Below are 18,363 nucleotides of genomic sequence, written 5' to 3'. Positions count from 1 at the left end.
GCCTTATCTTTAGTTGAGTTTGAATATATCGGTCGCTCCTATTCATAGTTTGCGATCGATTATTCAGCAAGCCCTAAATATATTTCTCACTTGTCCCCTATTGACCGATCATAAAAAATTGTCCGCTCTCAAGAAAGCCCCGTGAATGACGTACCAAAAGCCCAAGCAATGACTGATGCAGAAGTGGAAGCACTGTTAGATAGCACCGGCGGTTTATTGAAGCTAGAAAATATGGAACACGCCGATGATATCATGTTGGAATTGGCGGGGATTTGCGCTCGCGATCCAGTCACAGTCGGCGGCGTCGTCCATACCCGCAATTCCAAAAAACCCCCGATCGCCAACGTCCAAATTACCGATCGCACATTCATTCGAGGACAAAATCTCAACCCACAGCTTTACATTAGGCGACGCAACCGACGCAACCAGCATAAAAGCCAACGTTTGCAACCCAGCTAAAGGGGTCATTCGATTTGAGATTTGAGATTTGAGATTTGAGATTTACTCCATGAATCTGGGACCTTGAACTTTCGTCTAAAATTTTCATTTCTCCACGACATCGGGGGCTTGTGTCCGTTTTTGGACGGGTCACAAATGACAAAGCGATCGATTAATTCGATTGTTTGAAATGCGATCTACCTGTGGAGCATAAACATTCCTTTCCCTACCCAAAATATCTTTGAATATCTGCATATAACAACCCGATTCGGTATTGGCAAACATCAATATTTCTCTTTTTTCTCTTTCTCAGCGCCCTCAGCGCCCTCTGCGGTTCGTTGAAGAAAATCTACTTTACATCAAGCAATAGGATGTCTGTAGGCGCACCCACCCCTACAAATCAAAACTCTCCTCACCAATACTTCCGAGTTCCCCGCTACCCAGAAACTCTTCCTCCTCTACTTCCTCAATTTCAGAGTCGAAACTTTCCACCACAAACGGCAAACCAGCCGCCATCAAACCCCGTTGAATCAGTTCCGGCGTTTCGTCAAACAAAACAAATAGCGGATGAACAGCCTCAGCTTCATCGCTGTAAATATGGCTGTAGCGGTACGGCATCACCCATTCGTAACCTTTATCCAGCCAAACCTGAGACTGCCGCCAGCGGCCGAGCAACTCAGAAAACTCTTCGCCCGGACGATGAATGAAAATCAAAATTTCCACTCCTATTTTAACTTTCCATTCAGGATCGCACATCAAAATCGCCAAGTCGCAGGGCAAACAAACTGCCTGCCCCGGCGATATGCTAGTGCCGCCCCTTCCCGCATAAGAAACCCCGTCCCGCAAGCGCGCAATTGGCAAAGGAATTGTGATTAAACTATCATGGGCGCGGCGGATACTGGGAATCATTTCCATGTAAACCCGATATTTTTTCAGCAGGGCGATCGCGGCCGAAGATTCGCTGTACTCTGCTAGTAAGGCCTCGTAATGTGATTGTTTAACAGACATTTTCAAACAAAAGAATAAGTAATTACTAATTAATTGCTGCTAATTCCTGAGCGATGGCTTCTCGTTACCAGGAAGACCCTGGTAATTAAGATGTGGAGGCTGAGCCTCCAAATTATTTTCTCCTTTTAATCGAGGCTGTCCCTCCTCCAAAGGCGTTCCCAGGCTCAGCCTGGGAACGAGTAAAATAGTCATTGGTTATGCGTTAATTGTTAGTAACTAATAACTAATAACTAATTCGCCCTTTTTTACAGCTTCTGAAACACTGCGAACATGGGCAGATACATCGACAGCAAAATCGAACCTACGATACCACCGACGACAACAATCATCAGAGGTTCTAGCATACTGGTAAGTCCTTTTACTGCTTCTTCCACTTCCGTTTCGTAGAAAGCGCCAACTTTCATCAGCATCTTGTCAAGTTCCCCAGTTTCCTCGCCAATTGCCATCATTTGAATAGCCAAAGACGGGAAAACTTGCTGTTCTTGCAAAGCAATACTGATCATGCCGCCGCTTTGAATTTCCTGCCTGGCATATTCGATCGCATTAGATATCGCCTGATTCCCAGCCACATCTCGCACAATTTCCAAAGAATTGAGAATCGGCACGCCCGATCGCGTCAGCGACCCAAATATCACGCAAAACCGAGCCACAGCAGATTTTTCGATCAAATCTCCAAAAATCGGCAACTTCATGGCAATCCTATCAATTTGTAGGTGACCCATTGGAGTTTTATAGTACATATCGAAGGCAAATTTTAGCGCTATAATCACCCCAATAACTGTCAACTGTTGGATAGGAGGCCAAGCCGTACAAAATGCACTAATTCCCAACATAATCAGCGTAAAAGTTGGCAAATCTGCACCAATATCCTTAAAGATTTTAGCGAATGTTGGCAGCAAGAATATAGTCATTGCGAAAAAAATCACGATCGCGATGCCAAACACAGTCTTCGGATAAGACATCGCCGAATTAATTTCAGCCTCCGTCTTGTGATTTTTTTCCATCATCACCGCTAGACGGTCTAGGGTTTCATCTAGCACCCCCCCGACTTCTCCGGCCGCAACCATACTGATAAACAGTTGGTCAAAAACATCAGGAAACTTAGCCATCGCCTCTGCCAAGTTTATCCCCTCCTGCACGTCAGCATTCATGCTCCTGAGCGCTCGCTTCAGCTTAGCATTAGAACACTGCTCATGCAGCACGGAAAGGCATCTAACGATCGCCACCCCTGCATTAAACATAGCCGCAAACTGACGAGCAAAAATAGCCATATCCTTAACAGTAAGACTGGTAAAGTTATACTCGATTTGCTCCTGAATCTTACTGAAATCAAAGCCACCTTTCGGTTTTTCGCGGATCACGTTGGTAGCCACAGCTCACCTCTGAAAATTTATTAAAAGTTATGACTCATCAGTCATCAGTCATCAGTCATCAGTTCTTTCTGCGGACTCCTAACTAATGACGGATGACTGAATTAATGAGATCCTACCTTGGCGCCAACAGGTGCAGGGCCGATCAAGCGTTCGAGTTCGTCAGCCTTAGAAGCCTTGGCCATTGCCGATTCCCAAGTGACTTTACCGCTCTTGTAAAGTTCAGCGAGGGCCATTTCCATAGTCCTCATGCCCAATTTCGCCCCCATTTGGATTTGGGAGTAAATCATTGGAGTTTTACCCTCCCGGATCAAGTTAGCCATAGCTGGAGTATTCACCATGATTTCCATAGCGCAGCAGCGGCCGCCCCCAACTTTTATTACCAAATTTTGGCTGCAAATTCCCACCAAAGAGTTAGACACCTGGGCGCGAACCTGGGGTTGTTGAATGGGCGGGAACACGTCCAAAATCCGATCGATTGTTGCAGCCGCCGAATTAGTGTGCAGCGTTCCCATCACCATGTGACCCGTTTCCGCAGCCGAAATTGCCAGACCGATCGTTTCCAAGTCCCGCATTTCCCCCACCAGAATTACATCAGGATCTTCGCGCAACGCAGCTTTCAGCGCATTAGCAAAGCTCTTAGTATCTTCGCCCTTTTGGCGCTGGTGAAACAAACTCTTGATATTCGGAAACACATATTCGATCGGATCTTCCACTGTGAGAATGTGTTCCGCCCGCGTCCGGTTGACCAGATCCAACAAAGCCGCCATCGTAGTAGTTTTCCCGGAACCTGTTTGCCCCGTCACCAATAACATACCCCTGGGTCTTTCCGTCAGATCCCGCAAAATCTGTGGCACGCCTAAAGCATCTGCATTAGGAATCTTAGAAGCCAGAGCCCGCATACAAGCAGCCCAAGCCCCCCGCTCCCGGTAGACATTAACGCGGAACCGAGCCAATCCCCGAACGCCGTAAGCGCAGTCGAGTTCCCACTCCATTTCCAACTGCTTGCGCTGCATATTGTTGAGCATTTGGAAAATTAGGATCTGCACTTCCTCAGCAGACAGAATGTCGCCGTATTGCGTCTGAGGAGTTAGTTTACCGCTGACTCGGAAGAATATAGGCGCGCCCGCTTGGATGTGTATGTCCGAACCCCCTTGCTCTACCAGGGACTCCAGTACGTCTTCAATCATCAGACCCATAGATACCTCTCCTAGATCAAATTGATAGTTATTGACCAATCTAGCTCAGTTAACAGTCAACAGTTAACAGTTAGTTGACTGTTAACAGCTTGCCCGCTCGCTTAGAGAAGGGTTGACAGTTAACAGCTTGCCCGAAAAGCCTGTCGTTGGGTTGACTGTTAAGTGCTGAATCAATCCAAAAATCGTGGCGTCAAGCAGTACGGACAATCCAGCATCTCCGGCTTCAATTCCGCCTGACAAGTTTTGCAGGTCAGTCCCTGCTTGCGTTTGGCTTTCATTTCAGCCTCCAGCCCCGAGTCAGTAAACGTCACCCGCTCGACTTCTTCAAAAGTAGTCGCGCCTTCTCGCACCAACTGCAAGCTGTAAGCCAACAAAGTTTTCATCCCTTCTTCTACCGCTGCTTCCTTAAGTTGCTCTGTGGGAGCCCCTTGAGTGATCAGAGTTTGCAGCCGCTCAGTATTTTTCAGGAACTCGTAAACCCCTACCCGTCCTTTGTAACCTAAGCCACCGCACTTGCGACAAAGTTGCTCGCGTTCTGCCAGTTCCTTCCTTTCCTCGACCGGTACGATGTTGGCTCTGTTTACAGTCAGATCAATTTCTTGCGAAGCCGACAGACCGTACCGACCTAGTTCTTGAGCAGTAGGCTGGTAAGGAATGCAGCATTTGTCGCAAACGCGCCGCATCAGACGCTGAGCTAACACGCCCAACAGAGCGGCCGAAACCATGAACGGTTCTACGCCCATTTCGTCCAAACGCGCGATCGCCCCGGCCGCGTCGTTCGTGTGCAGCGTCGTCAGCACTAAGTGTCCAGTCAAGGCTGCTTCCAGAGCCGTTTTTGCCGTTTCCCTGTCCCGCGTTTCCCCCACCAGAATCACGTCAGGATCTTGCCGCAAAAACGCCCGCAGAAGGTTGGAAAAAGTCAAGTCTTTTTCCCGAATTACTTGACACTGGGTAATTCCTGGCAAAGCATATTCGATCGGGTCTTCCGCCGTACTTATATTAACCCCCGGATCGTTCCGTTCCGCCAGAATCGAGTAGAGAGAAGTTGACTTGCCCGAACCCGTCGGCCCCGTCACCAAAATCAGTCCGAACGGACGGCTAGCAGTTTCTCGCACTAAAGCCAGAGTTTCTTCGTCGGAGATTAACAAACCCAAACCCAACTGAGTGCTGGAACTGTCCAAAATCCGCAGCACGATTTTTTCGCCGTACCGGGAAGGCAAGCTGTTCACCCGGAAATCCACCGTGCGTCCCTCAAATACCCGGCGGATGCGGCCGTCTTGAGCTTGTCGGCGTTCGGCAATATCAAGGTTGGCAATAATCTTGAAACGAGCCGTAATCGATGCGACTACCTGCTTGGGAAACCGGAAATACTCTTGCAGCACCCCGTCTTTCCGCATCCGAATCCGCATGAACTCTTCTTGAGGTTCTACGTGGATGTCAGACACCTTTTCCGACAAAGCTTTAGCCAATATGATATTGACGGCTTTAATTACGGGAGCCGCCTCTGCATCGTCCAGGGTGTTAGCGAGATCTTCTTGATCGCTACTCTCCTCTTCTAGCGAGAGCTCGCCAAAGTCTCCCTCCCCTAAATCCATCTTTCTCTGTTTTTCGACTTCAGCTTTTTTAGCTTCCCTCTTAACTTGGTCGTCTTGATAGGCAGAAGTAATGTCCTGGTAGTCGTCCGGTGTAATCACTCGCCGCTGCAAAGCCAAGCCATGAGGCTGTAAAATCCGCCGCAAATCTTCTATGGCGTTGAGGTTGTCGGGATCTACCATTGCCACTAAAACCGCCGCCGGCTCAGTTTCAGTCTTTGCTACGGGTAAAAACCGACCTTGGTGACAAATGTCGATCGAAATCTTCAACGCGTCGAGCATAACTCCGAGTTGCTCGTTAGACATTTCGCTCATCTCCGGGTCAAATGCTTCAACCCCGTAGACTATCTTGCGTTCAAACATCTGCTGCTTCTTGTAAAGTCGCAGCAATTCTGGGGGTAACGGCTGCCCGGTAAGTGATTCTAATACCTCCGTCAAACGCTTGCCCGACTTCTGGCTTTCAATTTGAGCTTGCTTCACTTGCTCGCCGTTGACGTAACCCGACAGAATCATCTTGGTGAGAGCCGGAGGAAATTGGCTCACAGAAACTATGGATGTGGAGCGAGGCGGGGATGTGCTAGTCATAAAAAACACTCAATAGGTGGGAAACTCAGTCACAAAGAGTGCTGAGAGGAAAACCAAGGCGGGGTTTTAACCCCCGTATTCTTTGCTTATGGATCAGCTATCATTTTCTTGCTCAATCCCTATCTCTCAAGTGTAAGCTCGCAGTCCCCTCTAAGCTTCGTCCACAAATTGACGAGATGTTGGAGGGATTTGCCGGTGCTTGCAATCAAATCTTGTTCGTTGAATGCTAGGTTGCTTACTTACCTGATTAACTTGCGGGATACTCTCGTTATAGCGTCAGGACACATCACTTGGGGATTCCCCGTACCGGGAGAGAAAAGCCAGACGGGGTGTGTCCCCTTCCCAGGCTAATTCTATTTTCCCAAATTGTTTGCTCAAATTACACCGCCCGTGGTGGCGCGGTTAGCTGTACTAAATTAAAGATGACCTATATTCTGTGATGATAGCTTTTACGAAAGCCTCGATCGCCCTTGTGAAATATATTTTGATTAATTATCTGCGATCGGTCACTGCCCGATCGTCGGCGGCATGAGCCCCCAGGGCAAATTTTGAGCAACTCTAGTTTGGGATCACTAAATATTACTTTGATTCTACCCTGGTGTCCGAACCTTTGTGACGTAAGGTTGATGGTTCAAAAATTTTGGGAAGAGGCAATTTAGATATCAATCGTATTTACAGATGAGAACCTCAGCGAAACCAACTAATCTCTCTCATTTTGCTGGCAAAAATTCGAGACTTCAAGCGACTTCGGCGTTATTGAATCAGAAAAACCACAGCCCCAATTCGCATCAAGATTAACAACCTAGTATCTGAGTTACACAAGCACACAGCTAACTACTTAGTCACTCCATACAAATTCCTGTTTCTCCAGACTTTGGAAACTCAGCAAATGGTAAAAAATGCCCGCCTCAGCTTGCGACTAAAACAGCCTGACAGATGATAACTTTAAGTCACTATCGTTTTAAGTAAACCTTGAAACATCAAGCCTCCTAAGTGGGAAATCTGGTAGTAGACTTAACAGCAAAATATACTTATAAAAATTTTGGTAAATGCGATCGCGTTAATTAAAAAAGAGGAACCAACAAACGTTGGGTTGCCCCCATTGCGGCCATATTATACGTAAATATCTAAACGGGCATTTGAATATTTTATGGAAAGCTTTGAGCAATGTCTCCAGAGCTGGCGAGTTTTCCTCTTTTCACATTGTGCCATACACAGTCAATTCGAGTCCTCTAGATTTACGGGGTTAACTGTATCTGCTAGAACTGTATCTGCTAGAATTGATAGGGTTCTGTCGCGCAGCTTTTATGATTGACGAGGAAAAACAGCAAGATCAAGATCCTAACTCAACTGGGGAAACCCCAGAGGGTTCGCCAATAGCAAGCGAAAATCCGCCGGCACCAGCAAACTCGAACGAATCTGCCGATTGGGAGCTCGAACTTGCTCGAGCTTATCAAAGTGCTCAGGTCGATCGCTCGCCAGCAAACGCATCCGGGTCTACCGTCACCGGCAGTGCAACTAACACTCCGACTGCAGACGGGGTGGAGCCTTGGAAGAGGGAACTGGCGCAGGTAACTGATGAAAAAGAGGCTTTAAAAACTCAGTTGCAAGCCGCATCCGCTCAACTAGAAGAGCTGAAAAATCAAAATCTCCGCCTAGCAGCAGATTTTGAGAACTTCCGCAGGCGCACCCAAAAGGAAAAAGAAGAGCTAGATTTACAGGCAAGGTGTCTCACGATCAAACCCCTGTTGCCGGTAATTGACAATTTCGAGCGCGCTCGATCGCACATCAAGCCGCAAACCGATGGCGAAATGAACATTCACAAAAGCTACCAAAGCGTTTACAAGCAAATGGTAGACGGCCTCAAGCAAATCGGGGTTTCTCCGATGCGCCCCGAAGGTGAACAGTTTGACCCCAACCTCCACGAAGCTCTGCTGAGCGAGCCAACTGACGAACACGAGGAAGGAACAATTATCCAAGAACTAGAACGCGGCTACATTTTGGGCGATCGCGTCTTGCGGCACGCCAAAGTGAAAGTTGCAGCGGCTGGGCTATCTGTGGTAGCCTCAGATGAAAATCCCGATAGTTCGGAAGGTTAATCGGGATACAAGCTACTGCATTCCTCAAAGTCACTGACCCCCGAATAGAATTCGGGGGTTCCCAGGTGGCAGACTCACCAACTTCTTAATTAAAGATGACTAAAAGCAGGTCAGCGCTTTCTCCAAAAATTCTGAAAAATGTTTTTACCCGTCTTTGATATTGCTTTAGGACATCAAGTTTATTTCCTACAAATCTGGTCGGGTGATGCTTGTTTGAACAAGCTGAGTCGTTTTTCATCCCCCAACCTGTAGTTGGAGGTTTCCAAACATCCCACAAAGTTTTATGAGGCGCTATGGGAAAAATTATTGGAATTGACTTAGGCACAACTAACAGTTGCGTAGCTGTGTTAGAGGGCGGTAAACCCGTCGTGATCGCCAATTCCGAGGGTGGCCGCACAACTCCGAGCATAGTAGGATTCGGCAAGGCGGGCGATCGCTTAGTAGGTCAACTGGCCAAGCGGCAAGCTGTAACTAATGCTGTAAATACTGTCTACAGTATCAAACGATTTATCGGACGGCGGTGGGACGACACGGAAGAAGAACGAGCGCGGACTCCCTATACCTGCATAAAAGGCAAAGACGATACCGTTAACGTCCAAATTCGGAACAAGGTTCACACTCCCCAGGAAATCTCGGCAATGGTACTCCAAAAGCTCAAGCAAGATGCTGAAGCTTATTTGGGACAAACTGTTACCCAAGCCGTGATAACAGTGCCAGCTTACTTCACAGACGCCCAACGGCAAGCTACTAAAGACGCCGGTACGATCGCCGGTCTAGAAGTCCTGCGGATCGTCAACGAACCGACGGCGGCAGCCCTTTCCTACGGGCTGGACAAGCAAAATATAGAACAGAAAATCTTGGTCTTTGACTTGGGTGGCGGTACTTTCGACGTTTCGATCCTGCAACTGGGAGACGGAATTTTTGAAGTCAACGCTACCTCTGGTAACAACCATCTCGGAGGAGATGACTTTGACGACTGCATAGTCCAGTGGCTCGTAGAAGCTTTCCGCACTCAAGAAGGCAGTGACCTCTCACAAGACAAAATGGCCTTGCAGCGCCTCCGAGAAGCTGCCGAAAAAGCGAAAATCGAACTCTCCAACCGCGAATCCACCTCAATCAATTTGCCCTTCATCTCCTCTGACGAAAAAGGACCCAAGCATCTGGAGATGGAACTCTCCAAAGCTCAGTTTGAAAAACTGGTCGGTCATTTGGTGCAGGCGACGATCGATCCGGTGACTCAAGCCCTCAAAGACGCAAGTTTGACCCCCAAAGACATAGACAGAATTATTTTAGTGGGAGGCTCAACCCGGATTCCGGCAGTTCAAAAGGCAATTAGCAAGTATTTTGGGGGCGTTTCTCCAGATAAATCGGTCAATCCCGACGAAGCTGTAGCCGTAGGCGCGGCAATTCAAGCCGGGGTGTTGGGCGGTGAAGTCAAAGACTTGCTGCTGCTCGATGTGACGCCGCTCTCCCTGGGACTCGAAACCTTGGGCGGGGTATTCACCAAAGTAATCGAGCGCAATACAACTATTCCCACCAGCCGATCGCAAATGTACAGCACGGCGGCAGACGGGCAAACCTCGGTAGAAATTCACGTGCTCCAAGGCGAGCGGGCATTGGTTAAAGACAATAAAAGTCTCGGCAAGTTCCTGCTCAAAGGCATTCCCCCAGCTCCCCGTGGCGTACCTCAAATCGAAGTTACCTTTGAAATCGATGCCAACGGGATTCTCAAAGTGGCTGCTGAAGACAAGGGAACCGGAAAAGAACAAAGCATCCAAATTTCCAATACAGGGGGATTGAGCGAAACCGAAGTCGAGCGGATGCGACAAGAAGCCGAACTTTACGCCGACGAGGACATCAAGCGCTCTCTACTTGTCGAACTCAAAAATCAAGCTGACTCCCTCGTCTATAATTGTGGTGTAACTTTAAAAACCAACGCGCAACTGCTGAGCGACGACCTTAAAGCCGAAGCGGAAACAGCCGCAGCAGCCTTGCGGGCAGCGATGACTAACCCCGACATCACAGTCGAGGAACTCACGCCCGCAATCGAATCTTTCAAGCAACTGCTATACTCGCTGGGGACAGCAGTCTACGACCAAGCCCGCAGCGGGGCAGCCCCGTCAGGAGCTGTTGTTGAAAGCCAGATGATGTCAGCAGAAGTAGAATCATCAGAACCAGAAGAGGTTAAAGCGGACGACGAAAGTATTTTGCTGAAAGAAGAGCTGCTGGTGGCGCCCCAAGCTCCGCCGGAACCAAAGCCGGAACCAAAGCCGGAACCAAAACCGGAACCAAAGCCGGAGCGACAGTCAAAACGACAGTCAAATCCACAGTCAAATCCACAGTCAAAACAAAAACCCAAGGTTCCCGAACCAGAAGTTGATGATATGAATCCTTTCCTTTAAAACTGAAAAGCTAAAAATTAAAAGTTAAAAATTAACAATGAGAATTTTTGATTTTTAATCTGTAATTTCAGGAAAGGTCGCCCGTTTGTTTTTCGTACACTTTTTGTTATTTACCTCCAGGCAAGCAGCTCTATGGCCGGTGATTACTATGAAATATTAGGCGTTTCTCGCAGCGCCGACAAAGAGGAAATTAAGCGTGCTTACCGCCGCCTTGCTCGCAAGTACCATCCAGATGTCAACAAAGAATCCGGTGCGGAGGAGCGGTTTAAAGAAATTAACCGCGCCTACGAGGTACTCTCAGAACCCGAAACCCGCAACCGTTTCGACCGTTTCGGCGAAGCAGGCGTGAGCGGTGCGGCTCCGGGCTTCCAAGACATCGGCGACAGCTTTGCCGATATTTTTGAAAGCTTCTTTCAGGGTTTTCAAGGACCGGGCGGCCAACAGCAAGGTCGCAGACGCAGCGGGCCGGTGCGCGGAGACGATTTGCGCCTGGATTTGCGACTGGATTTTCGGGAAGCAGTGTTTGGTGGGGAAAAAGAACTCCGCATCAAGCATCTAGAAACCTGCGAAACTTGCACCGGGACTGGCGCCAAACCGGGAACCAGACCCCAAACCTGTTCGACTTGTACCGGCAGCGGCCAAGTCCGACGCGCTACCCGCACTCCTTTCGGCAGCTTTACTCAAGTTTCAGTTTGCCCCAGTTGCAACGGCACCGGGCAAGTGATTGAGGACAAGTGCGAAACTTGCGGCGGCAGGGGCCAGAAAGAAGTGATGAAAAAGCTGAAAATCACAATTCCGGCTGGGGTTGACAACGGTACTCGCTTGCGCGTTTCCAATGAAGGGGATGCCGGCAAACTGGGCGGGCCGCCCGGGGATCTTTACGTGTTCTTGGCGGTGAATGAAGACCCGCTATTTAAACGGGACGGTATTAACGTTAACTCGGAAGTTAAGATTAGTTATTTGCAAGCAATTTTGGGGTGCCGGTTGGAAGTGGAAACCGTAGACGGGCCGACGGAATTGTTGATTCCTAGCGGAACTCAGGCGAATACTGTTCTGACTCTGGAGAAAAAAGGGGTGCCTCGGTTGGGAAATCCAGTCAGTCGCGGCGATCATTTGATTACGGTGTCTATTGACATTCCGACTAAGGTGACTGCTGAGGAACGGGAGTTGCTGATGCAGCTTGCTAAGCTGAAGGGCGATCGTACCGGTAAAGGCGGCATAGAAGGGTTTCTGGGTAATTTGTTTCAGAAATAAGCAATTTTTGACACCAATTGGTGTCAAATTTTCCTGTTTGAGGATGCCCCGGCAATTTGTTTTAGTATCTGTCAAAAAATTGTGTGCAATTGCTCACAAAAATGGCAGGTGGGCCTGTTCCTGGGCATTGCGTTTCAGCAGCGCTCAAAAAACTGAGCGCAATTGCGCTCAGTTTTTTCAGAAAGAATAATAGTCTGTGTCCAATTGGACACAAAATTTTAGATTCTCCAGTTTCCAGGCAACTTGTTTAAAAAACTAAGGCTTTCAGGATTTGAGATTGCAAAAAGCATTATGAATTCAACATCGAAAATTGAAAATCCCAAATCCCCAGATGCCAAAATCGATCTGCGGGGTACTCCGTGTCCTCTGAATTTTGTCCGCACTAAACTGCGCTTGGAGCAAATGGCACCGGGTGCTGTTTTGGAGGTGTGGCTGGATGCTGGGGAGCCGATCGAACAAGTGCCTGATAGTCTCAAAATGGAAGGCTACCAGATTCTGGAAACGCAATTTGTTGCGGATGAGCCGGAGTCGGGCTTTTTTTCAATGAAAGTGCAGCGCCCAGAAGACAAGGAAGCAGGATGAGCCTGAATTCGTCGTCGATCGTCGGTACTGTAATTGCTGTTCAGGCTAACTTCTACCAAGTGAGGTTAGATCCCGAAGTCTCCATTGACGGGAAAAATGCTCCCCTCGCTGATTCTCCGACTCTCCTGTGCACTCGTCGCACTCGACTCAAAAAAATTGGTCAACAGGTGATGGTGGGCGATCGCGTGGTGGTAGACGAACCGGACTGGACTGACCGCCGGGGTGCAATTTCTGAAGTCTTCCCGCGCCAAACAGAACTCAACCGCCCGCCTGTAGCTAATGCCGATCGCATTCTCTTGGTTTTTGCCCTTGCTGAACCAGACTTAGATCCCGCATCATTAACTCGGTTTTTAGTCAAGGCAGAATCTACAGGTTTAGAGGTGAGTTTGTGCCTGAACAAATGCGATTTGGTCACACCCGATGAGTTGGAACAGTGGCGCGATCGGCTTTCAGGCTGGGGCTACGAACCAATGTTTATTAGCGTTCGCAGCGGCGCAGGAGTTCAGGAAGCTTCTCCTAATTATCAAAATGAAATTTTTGCGTCGGAACTAGCTTTCCATGACTTAGTGGAGAAAATAGAGCCATCTAGGCTGAGTTCTGAGGATAACCCCCAAGTTCCAAATTCGCTCAAGCCGTTACATCCGTTAAACCCCGTACATAGCCCGTTGCCGAACTTGCTTCTAGACCACCTGCAAGGGAAAATAACGGTAATTTGTGGCCCTTCTGGGGTTGGCAAGTCCAGCTTGATCAACCAACTGATCCCGGCGCTGAATCTGCGAGTGAACGCTGTTTCCGGCAAACTAGGCCGCGGGCGCCATACGACTCGCCACGTAGAATTATTTGAACTCCCCGGCGGCGGACTCTTGGCAGATACTCCGGGGTTCAATCAACCAGCTCTAGAATGCGATCCGTCCGAGTTAGCTGAATATTTCCCAGAAGCGCGCCAGAGGCTGGCTTTGGGTAGCTGCCAGTTTAGCGACTGTTCGCACCGAAGTGAGCCTAACTGTGTCGTGCGGGGCGATTGGGAGCGCTACGATTATTACTTGAATTTTCTCTCCGAGGCGATCGTCCGCCAGCAACAAGAGCAAAACTCTAGTAGTGCTGAGGCGAGTTTGAAGCAGCAAACTAAGTCGGATGGTACGCAGCAATACGAACCGAAGTTACAAACTAAAAAGTATCGCCGCTCTTCCCGCCGCCTTCAACACCAGTCGCTGCAAGATAGGTGTCAAGACGACTTAGAAGAGGTTTGAGGAAATAGTCGATCGCGATCGGTCGATCGGCCCCGGAACACAGTACATTAATAGCTAAAATTAAATGGCCTTAAATTTGTTAAAAAAAGTACAACAGAAGCACAGCGAAGCCGGTTATGCAGGAGTAAAAATACTGTGAATATTCAAGAACTGTTTCACAAAGGCGGCCCCGCCATGTGGCCCCTGTTGGTGTTATCGATTCTATCTTTGAGTACAATTATCGAGCGCTTGTGGTTTTGGGCGAGCCTCCTGAGCAAAGAAAAGCAAATAGTTAACCGCATTCTTGAAGCCGCTCGCAGCGATTGGGGGGCAGCTAGCGAGATGGCCAGACAAGCTAACGGACAGCCGATCGGGCGATTTCTTTCTGCACCCCTGCGGCTCTACAATCCTGATCCCGACTTATTTCGGCTCGCACTCGAAGCCTCTGCCGATGAAGAGTTGGCTTCGATGCGCCGCGGTGACAAAATCTTAGAAGCTACCATCGCTCTAGCCCCTTTGCTGGGCTTGCTGGGAACAGTTTTGGGCTTGATTAACTCGATCAGTTCGGTTAGTCTGGGCGACGTCGGCACGGCGGCAGCGAAGGGGGTGACTTTGGGGATTAGCGAATCGCTGATTACTACTGCTTCAGGGATGGTAGTAGCAATTTTTACCTTGGCGTTTTATCGGATATTTCAAGCTTTTTTGTTCAACCAGGCAAAAATATTTCGCAAAGCTGGAAATGAACTGGAATTGCTTTACAGACAATACTGGCCGGTGGCTAATGCTAAAGGTCGATCGCCCGGTGCAGAATACAGCAATTCTTCCTTTGGTTCCGATGGTTTGAACAAGCGTTCTCTCAATTCTCAAGAACAGGCAGAACGGAACCGGGAGCCGAAATTGAAAGGTTCCGATCCGGCTGAAGATTCACCTTCTAATAATTAAAACTACTGAGATCTGATGAAGATTAATCTAGATACTCCTGTGGAAGAGGCTCGGATTGAACTGGTGCCTTTAATTGACGTGATCTTTTGCATCCTGACGTTTTTTCTGCTGGCGTCTTTGCAACTGACTCGCCAGCAAGCAATTAATGTCGATTTGCCTAAGGCGAAGACGGGACAAACACAGATGCGAGAGATGCTGATTGTCAGCATTGACGATTTCGGGCAAACTTATATCGACCAATTGCCTGTTAATTACCAACAGCTCGATCGAGTTTTAAAGAGTTTCCAAACCCAAAATCCTGCGGGGTTGATAGTGTTGTACGCTCCTCAAAATGCTAGATATGCCAAAGTTGTCGAGGTTTTAGACAAATTGAGAGAGGTAGGGGGCGATAGAGTGGCCCTAGCAACTCTTCCCACTTCGGCTCCCTCCCCGCTGCCGAATCCCTCGCTTCCCAATTCTGGCATTCCTGCGGCACCTTCGATGGGCAATTCCGGTCAACCTCTGCCGTCTCCTCGGGTTCCGGGGCAGCAGCAGTTCAATCCCAATCAGTTTCAATCTCCTCTCCCCGCTCCGGGGCAGCAGCAGTTCAATCCCAATCAGTTTCAATCTCCTCTCCCCGCTCCGGGGCAGCCTAGCAACTTTGGGGTAAATCAGGGCATTCCTCCTGTTTCGCCCGCACCCGCTGCTCCCAATTCCCGACCCGGAGCGGCCACTCCACCCCAGGATGGCGGGCGCTCGAATTAGTCAGAAGGAAGAAGGAAGAAGGGAGAAAGAAGAAGGGAGAACAGAGAAAGAGAAATTCTCCCACTCTCCCCATCTTCCGCTCTCCCCCATCTCCCCCTTTCCTCATCTCCTTCTCTCCTCATCTTCCAATCTCCCTATCTCCTCCTCTGGCGCTCTTCTCATCTCCCCCTTTCTCCCTCGCCGAGAGAAGCTCCCCCCGATTTGGTATAAACGGCTTCAATTCTTTTTGTTCGTACTGAGCCTTTTTTCTCTTGACAACTAGATACAGTTGTATATGCCTGCGGAAGGAACTTTTGCAGGCATTTCGCCATCTCTTTCTCTAAGTAAGTTATTTCCTGGGAGAGATGGTGATTTTGTCAAATAATTGTTACCTTTTGTAATATAGACTAAAGCAAGATGAGCCATCAGGCATCCCGAAAGCAACAGTCGATCGGTGAAACAATTTACCAATCTGGTTAATCCAGGTGTTCACTTTTAAGTCACCTTTACTTACAGAGGAGTCCAAGTCATGAGCCAACCAGCAGAATTGTCTTTGGAGCAGCAATTTAGCCTGTGTTCCTTCAAAACACAGGTAAGTGACATGAGCCGCGAACAAGCTCAGGAGTTTTTGGTCAAGCTTTACGAGCAAATGATGCTTCGGGAAACCATGTACCGCCATTTTCTGAAACATCACTGGGGTCTAGAACCAAACCCAGGTGTTGAGTAGCAAAGAGTCGCAGTCGGCGACCTCTGTCTCTTACTCTTTTCCCTCAGCCGGAAAGGAGTTGGGGGTGATGGGGCGTCACTCGAAGGTAGAAGGAAGAAGAGCTCTGGACAGAGGTGAGGAAAATTTGACAATTCCTTTGTGGATTTCACTCAATGTGGGAGTCGAGGTAAGCAGTTTGTCGATCGACACCACAGGACAGGGCAGAGGTAAGGTATCGCGCCTCGACGCGAAAATTAAATAAGTATTAATAATAATTGTTAAATTATCAACCAATTAAAATTTTTCACCAATTCAATATACTTGTTTTTAGTTGCAGCGGATAAAGCTTGACAACAATGGCGCTAGTCGGACATCTGACCGGATATCCGACTACCCATACCTTCAATTTTCACATCAAACCCTCGAAGTCGCAGGTGGTAGCTCTAGAAAAAGCTATTCCGACTGACGTTCCAAAGTAGCCTCCATCGTACTTGTCAAGTAATGACCAGACATGATGCCGCTAGAGTGATAGTAGCGGTTGTGATCGACGCGATGCAGGGTATCAAAACCCGTCCGCCGTTGGCGTTCGTCTCCCAGTACCCAGTAACGCTGGACGATCGACTGGGGAGCAATCCAACCTTCGCCCTCGACCCGACCGAGTTCGCTGTGTTGAAGGACAAAAGTATACTGCCGTTCATCGCTGTTGAGGTGTCCTCGGTACTGCAAAATAATCTCTTCGCGATCGCCTCCAGGAAATACGAGCTTTGTCACCATACTGAACCAATCTGTTCGGTTCCAGCTCACTAAAGTTTTGCCTTTAACCGTAATTGGCACGCCATTGCGCTCAATCCAGCTTCCTTCGAGCGTCCATTGGCCAGATTCCATTAAAAACGTGTGAGCCACAGTGCTGTTCCTATGCTTTTCCTGCTGGCTACAATGCTGGTGCAACAACGCACAGCCGTTGTCCCTCAGACTCTATGCTATCACGCCAAACTGTGCCAACAAGAGTTAATTTCTCCTAAAAGTACCGGTGTCCGGGCACCAGTAACTTGAGGCAGATTGCCGGGAATTCCCCTAACCCGCCATGTGGCTAAAACCGCGAAAGCGATCGCCTCTTTAAAATCTACATTCAACCCTGCCTCAGAAGTAGTCAACACTTGCACTGAATGCAATTGAGATTGCAATCGGCTTTTTAAGTAGAGATTGTGGCTGCCGCCCCCGCATAGTAAAACTCGATCAGGCATAGCCGGTAAAAAAGTTTGGTAACTGTGAACGATCGAGGCAACAGTCAGTTCTGTCAGAGTAGCCAGCACGTCAGCAGGACTGAGGTTGTAACCTTGGGCCTCGACCAAACACCTGTCAAAATAGTCTACACCAAATAGCTCTCGCCCCGTTGATTTCGGCGGTGCTTGGCGGAAGAACTCTGATGCGAGCCAATCCTCGACTAAAGCTTGACAGGGAGTTCCCGATGCCGCCCAAGCTCCACCTTCGTCGATCGTCTTAGTGCCGCCTGAGAAGTGCTGCACTGCCAAATCTAACAGGGAATTCGCCGGGCCTGTATCCCAGCCCGATATGCCATCCCCAAGACTGAAAATTTCAGACTCGTCATTGTTTCCCCCTTTTCCTCTTGCCGGAAGATAGGTAACATTGCCAATTCCCCCCAGATTTTGGATGCAGAGGCTGATGTTGGGTTCCGCCAGCAGGCAGGCATCAACTATTGACACTAAGGGTGCTCCTTGACCCCCTGCAGCAATGTCTGCCGATCGAAAGTTACTCACAGTAGTAATGCCTGTCAATTCCGCAATTAGCGCGCCCCGCCCGAGTTGCAAGCTGTAGCCCATCAACCCACTGGCGCTGTCTTTCTGCGCTTTCCCGGCAGGTCGATGGTAGACGGTTTGACCGTGAGAGCCAATTAATTCGGATTTATCATATTCTGCTTGAATTGTCAAGGCTGCCGTGGCAAATTCTTGAGCGATGGCATCATCTAATTCCGCTAGTTCAGCCATTGACAAAGCTGAGCCGCTGCAAACCGAGAGAATTTGCGATCGCAAATTAGCAGGATAAGAGAAAGTCTTGCCGGCCAGCAATTGCACTTTCAAGTCTGTTTGGGAACCGACCACATCTACCAAAGCAGCATCAATGCCATCCACCGACGTGCCGCTGATCAAACCGATAACGCGGGTCATTCAATTTTAGATTTTAGATTTTAGATTTTAGATTGTTCAATTTTTCGA

General features: G+C 48.8%; 15 protein-coding genes and 1 pseudogene. 10 read left to right on the top strand and 6 right to left on the bottom strand.

Annotated elements, in window-relative coordinates; all coding sequences use genetic code 11:
• Window positions 1-156: 156 nt before the first annotated feature.
• Window positions 157-472: pseudogene (locus QUA40_RS12915) on the top strand (saccharopine dehydrogenase-like oxidoreductase); the annotation flags it as partial.
• Window positions 473-831: 359 nt separating this feature from the next.
• On the opposite strand, the gene QUA40_RS12910 reads toward QUA40_RS12915, so the two are convergent.
• The 4 genes from QUA40_RS12910 to QUA40_RS12895 form a co-directional block, all read right to left on the bottom strand.
• A complete protein-coding gene (locus tag QUA40_RS12910) occupies window positions 832-1,446 on the bottom strand; it encodes a hypothetical protein (RefSeq protein ID WP_190660379.1) in 615 nt (204 codons plus the stop codon).
• Window positions 1,447-1,691: 245 nt separating this feature from the next.
• Window positions 1,692-2,819, bottom strand: a complete 1,128-nt coding sequence (locus tag QUA40_RS12905; RefSeq protein WP_333126103.1) for a type II secretion system F family protein — start codon at window positions 2,817-2,819, stop codon at window positions 1,692-1,694.
• A gap of 101 nt (window positions 2,820-2,920) precedes the next feature.
• Window positions 2,921-4,015 carry a type IV pilus twitching motility protein PilT gene (locus tag QUA40_RS12900; RefSeq protein WP_333126101.1) on the bottom strand — a complete coding sequence of 365 codons (1,095 nt, stop codon included), beginning with the start codon at window positions 4,013-4,015 and terminating at the stop codon, window positions 2,921-2,923.
• Between the two features lie 170 nt (window positions 4,016-4,185).
• Complete coding sequence (locus tag QUA40_RS12895) at window positions 4,186-6,192, bottom strand: GspE/PulE family protein (protein WP_333126099.1); 2,007 nt, start codon at window positions 6,190-6,192, stop codon at window positions 4,186-4,188.
• 1,307 nt (window positions 6,193-7,499) lie between these two features.
• Between QUA40_RS12895 and grpE the strand changes: the two genes are divergently transcribed.
• The 9 genes from grpE to QUA40_RS12850 all read left to right on the top strand — a co-directional run bounded on the left by grpE (window position 7,500) and on the right by QUA40_RS12850 (window position 16,391).
• Window positions 7,500-8,291 (top strand): nucleotide exchange factor GrpE, encoded by a 792-nt coding sequence (grpE, locus tag QUA40_RS12890; protein WP_333126096.1) that lies wholly within the window; start codon window positions 7,500-7,502, stop codon window positions 8,289-8,291.
• Between the two features lie 293 nt (window positions 8,292-8,584).
• Window positions 8,585-10,693 (top strand): molecular chaperone DnaK, encoded by a 2,109-nt coding sequence (gene dnaK / locus QUA40_RS12885; RefSeq protein WP_333126093.1) that lies wholly within the window; start codon window positions 8,585-8,587, stop codon window positions 10,691-10,693.
• Between the two features lie 132 nt (window positions 10,694-10,825).
• Window positions 10,826-11,947 carry a molecular chaperone DnaJ gene (gene dnaJ / locus QUA40_RS12880; protein ID WP_333126090.1) on the top strand — a complete coding sequence of 374 codons (1,122 nt, stop codon included), beginning with the start codon at window positions 10,826-10,828 and terminating at the stop codon, window positions 11,945-11,947.
• A gap of 291 nt (window positions 11,948-12,238) precedes the next feature.
• Complete coding sequence (locus QUA40_RS12875) at window positions 12,239-12,529, top strand: sulfurtransferase TusA family protein (RefSeq protein ID WP_333042225.1); 291 nt, start codon at window positions 12,239-12,241, stop codon at window positions 12,527-12,529.
• Entirely contained in the window at window positions 12,526-13,779 is a 1,254-nt protein-coding gene (gene rsgA / locus QUA40_RS12870) for a ribosome small subunit-dependent GTPase A (protein ID WP_333126088.1), read from the top strand. Before QUA40_RS12875 ends, rsgA begins: the two co-directional genes overlap by 4 nt.
• Window positions 13,780-13,914: 135 nt before the next feature.
• Complete coding sequence (locus QUA40_RS12865; RefSeq protein WP_333126085.1) at window positions 13,915-14,700, top strand: MotA/TolQ/ExbB proton channel family protein; 786 nt, start codon at window positions 13,915-13,917, stop codon at window positions 14,698-14,700.
• A 15-nt stretch (window positions 14,701-14,715) separates the two neighbouring features.
• A complete protein-coding gene (locus QUA40_RS12860; protein ID WP_333126083.1) occupies window positions 14,716-15,444 on the top strand; it encodes a biopolymer transporter ExbD in 729 nt (242 codons plus the stop codon).
• A 508-nt stretch (window positions 15,445-15,952) separates the two neighbouring features.
• Window positions 15,953-16,150, top strand: coding sequence for an NblA/ycf18 family protein (locus QUA40_RS12855; protein WP_006635253.1), 198 nt, complete (start codon window positions 15,953-15,955; stop codon window positions 16,148-16,150).
• On the top strand, window positions 16,140-16,391 hold the full coding sequence (locus QUA40_RS12850) for a hypothetical protein (protein ID WP_333126080.1): 252 nt from the start codon (window positions 16,140-16,142) through the stop codon (window positions 16,389-16,391). The genes QUA40_RS12855 and QUA40_RS12850 overlap by 11 nt, the downstream gene beginning before the upstream one ends.
• A 191-nt stretch (window positions 16,392-16,582) precedes the next feature.
• On the opposite strand, the gene QUA40_RS12845 is transcribed toward QUA40_RS12850, so the two are convergent.
• Both QUA40_RS12845 and QUA40_RS12840 read right to left on the bottom strand, forming a co-directional pair.
• The gene (locus QUA40_RS12845; protein WP_172190924.1) at window positions 16,583-17,032 is read right to left on the bottom strand and encodes a hypothetical protein; all 450 of its coding nucleotides are present in this window, start codon (window positions 17,030-17,032) and stop codon (window positions 16,583-16,585) included.
• A gap of 80 nt (window positions 17,033-17,112) precedes the next feature.
• Complete coding sequence (locus QUA40_RS12840; RefSeq protein WP_333126077.1) at window positions 17,113-18,315, bottom strand: anhydro-N-acetylmuramic acid kinase; 1,203 nt, start codon at window positions 18,313-18,315, stop codon at window positions 17,113-17,115.
• Window positions 18,316-18,363 lie beyond the last annotated feature (48 nt).

Origin of the sequence: Microcoleus sp. Pol11C3, from assembly GCF_036701485.1 — a bacterium.
GTDB lineage: Bacteria > Cyanobacteriota > Cyanobacteriia > Cyanobacteriales > Microcoleaceae > Microcoleus.
The sequence above is the reverse complement of the archived record's forward strand: the minus strand, read 5'-3'. Positions and strand labels throughout refer to the sequence as shown.

What these genes read in the sequence shown, in the direction of transcription:
- QUA40_RS12875 (WP_333042225.1), top strand. Translation starts at nt 12,239, where the DNA reads ATGAATTCAACATCGAAAATTGAAAATCCCAAATCCCCAGATGCCAAA.
- dnaK (WP_333126093.1), top strand. Translation starts at nt 8,585, where the DNA reads ATGGGAAAAATTATTGGAATTGACTTAGGCACAACTAACAGTTGCGTA.
- grpE (WP_333126096.1), top strand. Translation starts at nt 7,500, where the DNA reads ATGATTGACGAGGAAAAACAGCAAGATCAAGATCCTAACTCAACTGGG.
- rsgA (WP_333126088.1), top strand. Translation starts at nt 12,526, where the DNA reads ATGAGCCTGAATTCGTCGTCGATCGTCGGTACTGTAATTGCTGTTCAG.
- QUA40_RS12900 (WP_333126101.1), bottom strand. Translation starts at nt 4,015, where the DNA reads ATGGGTCTGATGATTGAAGACGTACTGGAGTCCCTGGTAGAGCAAGGG.
- QUA40_RS12855 (WP_006635253.1), top strand. Translation starts at nt 15,953, where the DNA reads ATGAGCCAACCAGCAGAATTGTCTTTGGAGCAGCAATTTAGCCTGTGT.
- QUA40_RS12895 (WP_333126099.1), bottom strand. Translation starts at nt 6,192, where the DNA reads ATGACTAGCACATCCCCGCCTCGCTCCACATCCATAGTTTCTGTGAGC.
- QUA40_RS12910 (WP_190660379.1), bottom strand. Translation starts at nt 1,446, where the DNA reads ATGTCTGTTAAACAATCACATTACGAGGCCTTACTAGCAGAGTACAGC.
- dnaJ (WP_333126090.1), top strand. Translation starts at nt 10,826, where the DNA reads ATGGCCGGTGATTACTATGAAATATTAGGCGTTTCTCGCAGCGCCGAC.
- QUA40_RS12840 (WP_333126077.1), bottom strand. Translation starts at nt 18,315, where the DNA reads ATGACCCGCGTTATCGGTTTGATCAGCGGCACGTCGGTGGATGGCATT.
- QUA40_RS12860 (WP_333126083.1), top strand. Translation starts at nt 14,716, where the DNA reads ATGAAGATTAATCTAGATACTCCTGTGGAAGAGGCTCGGATTGAACTG.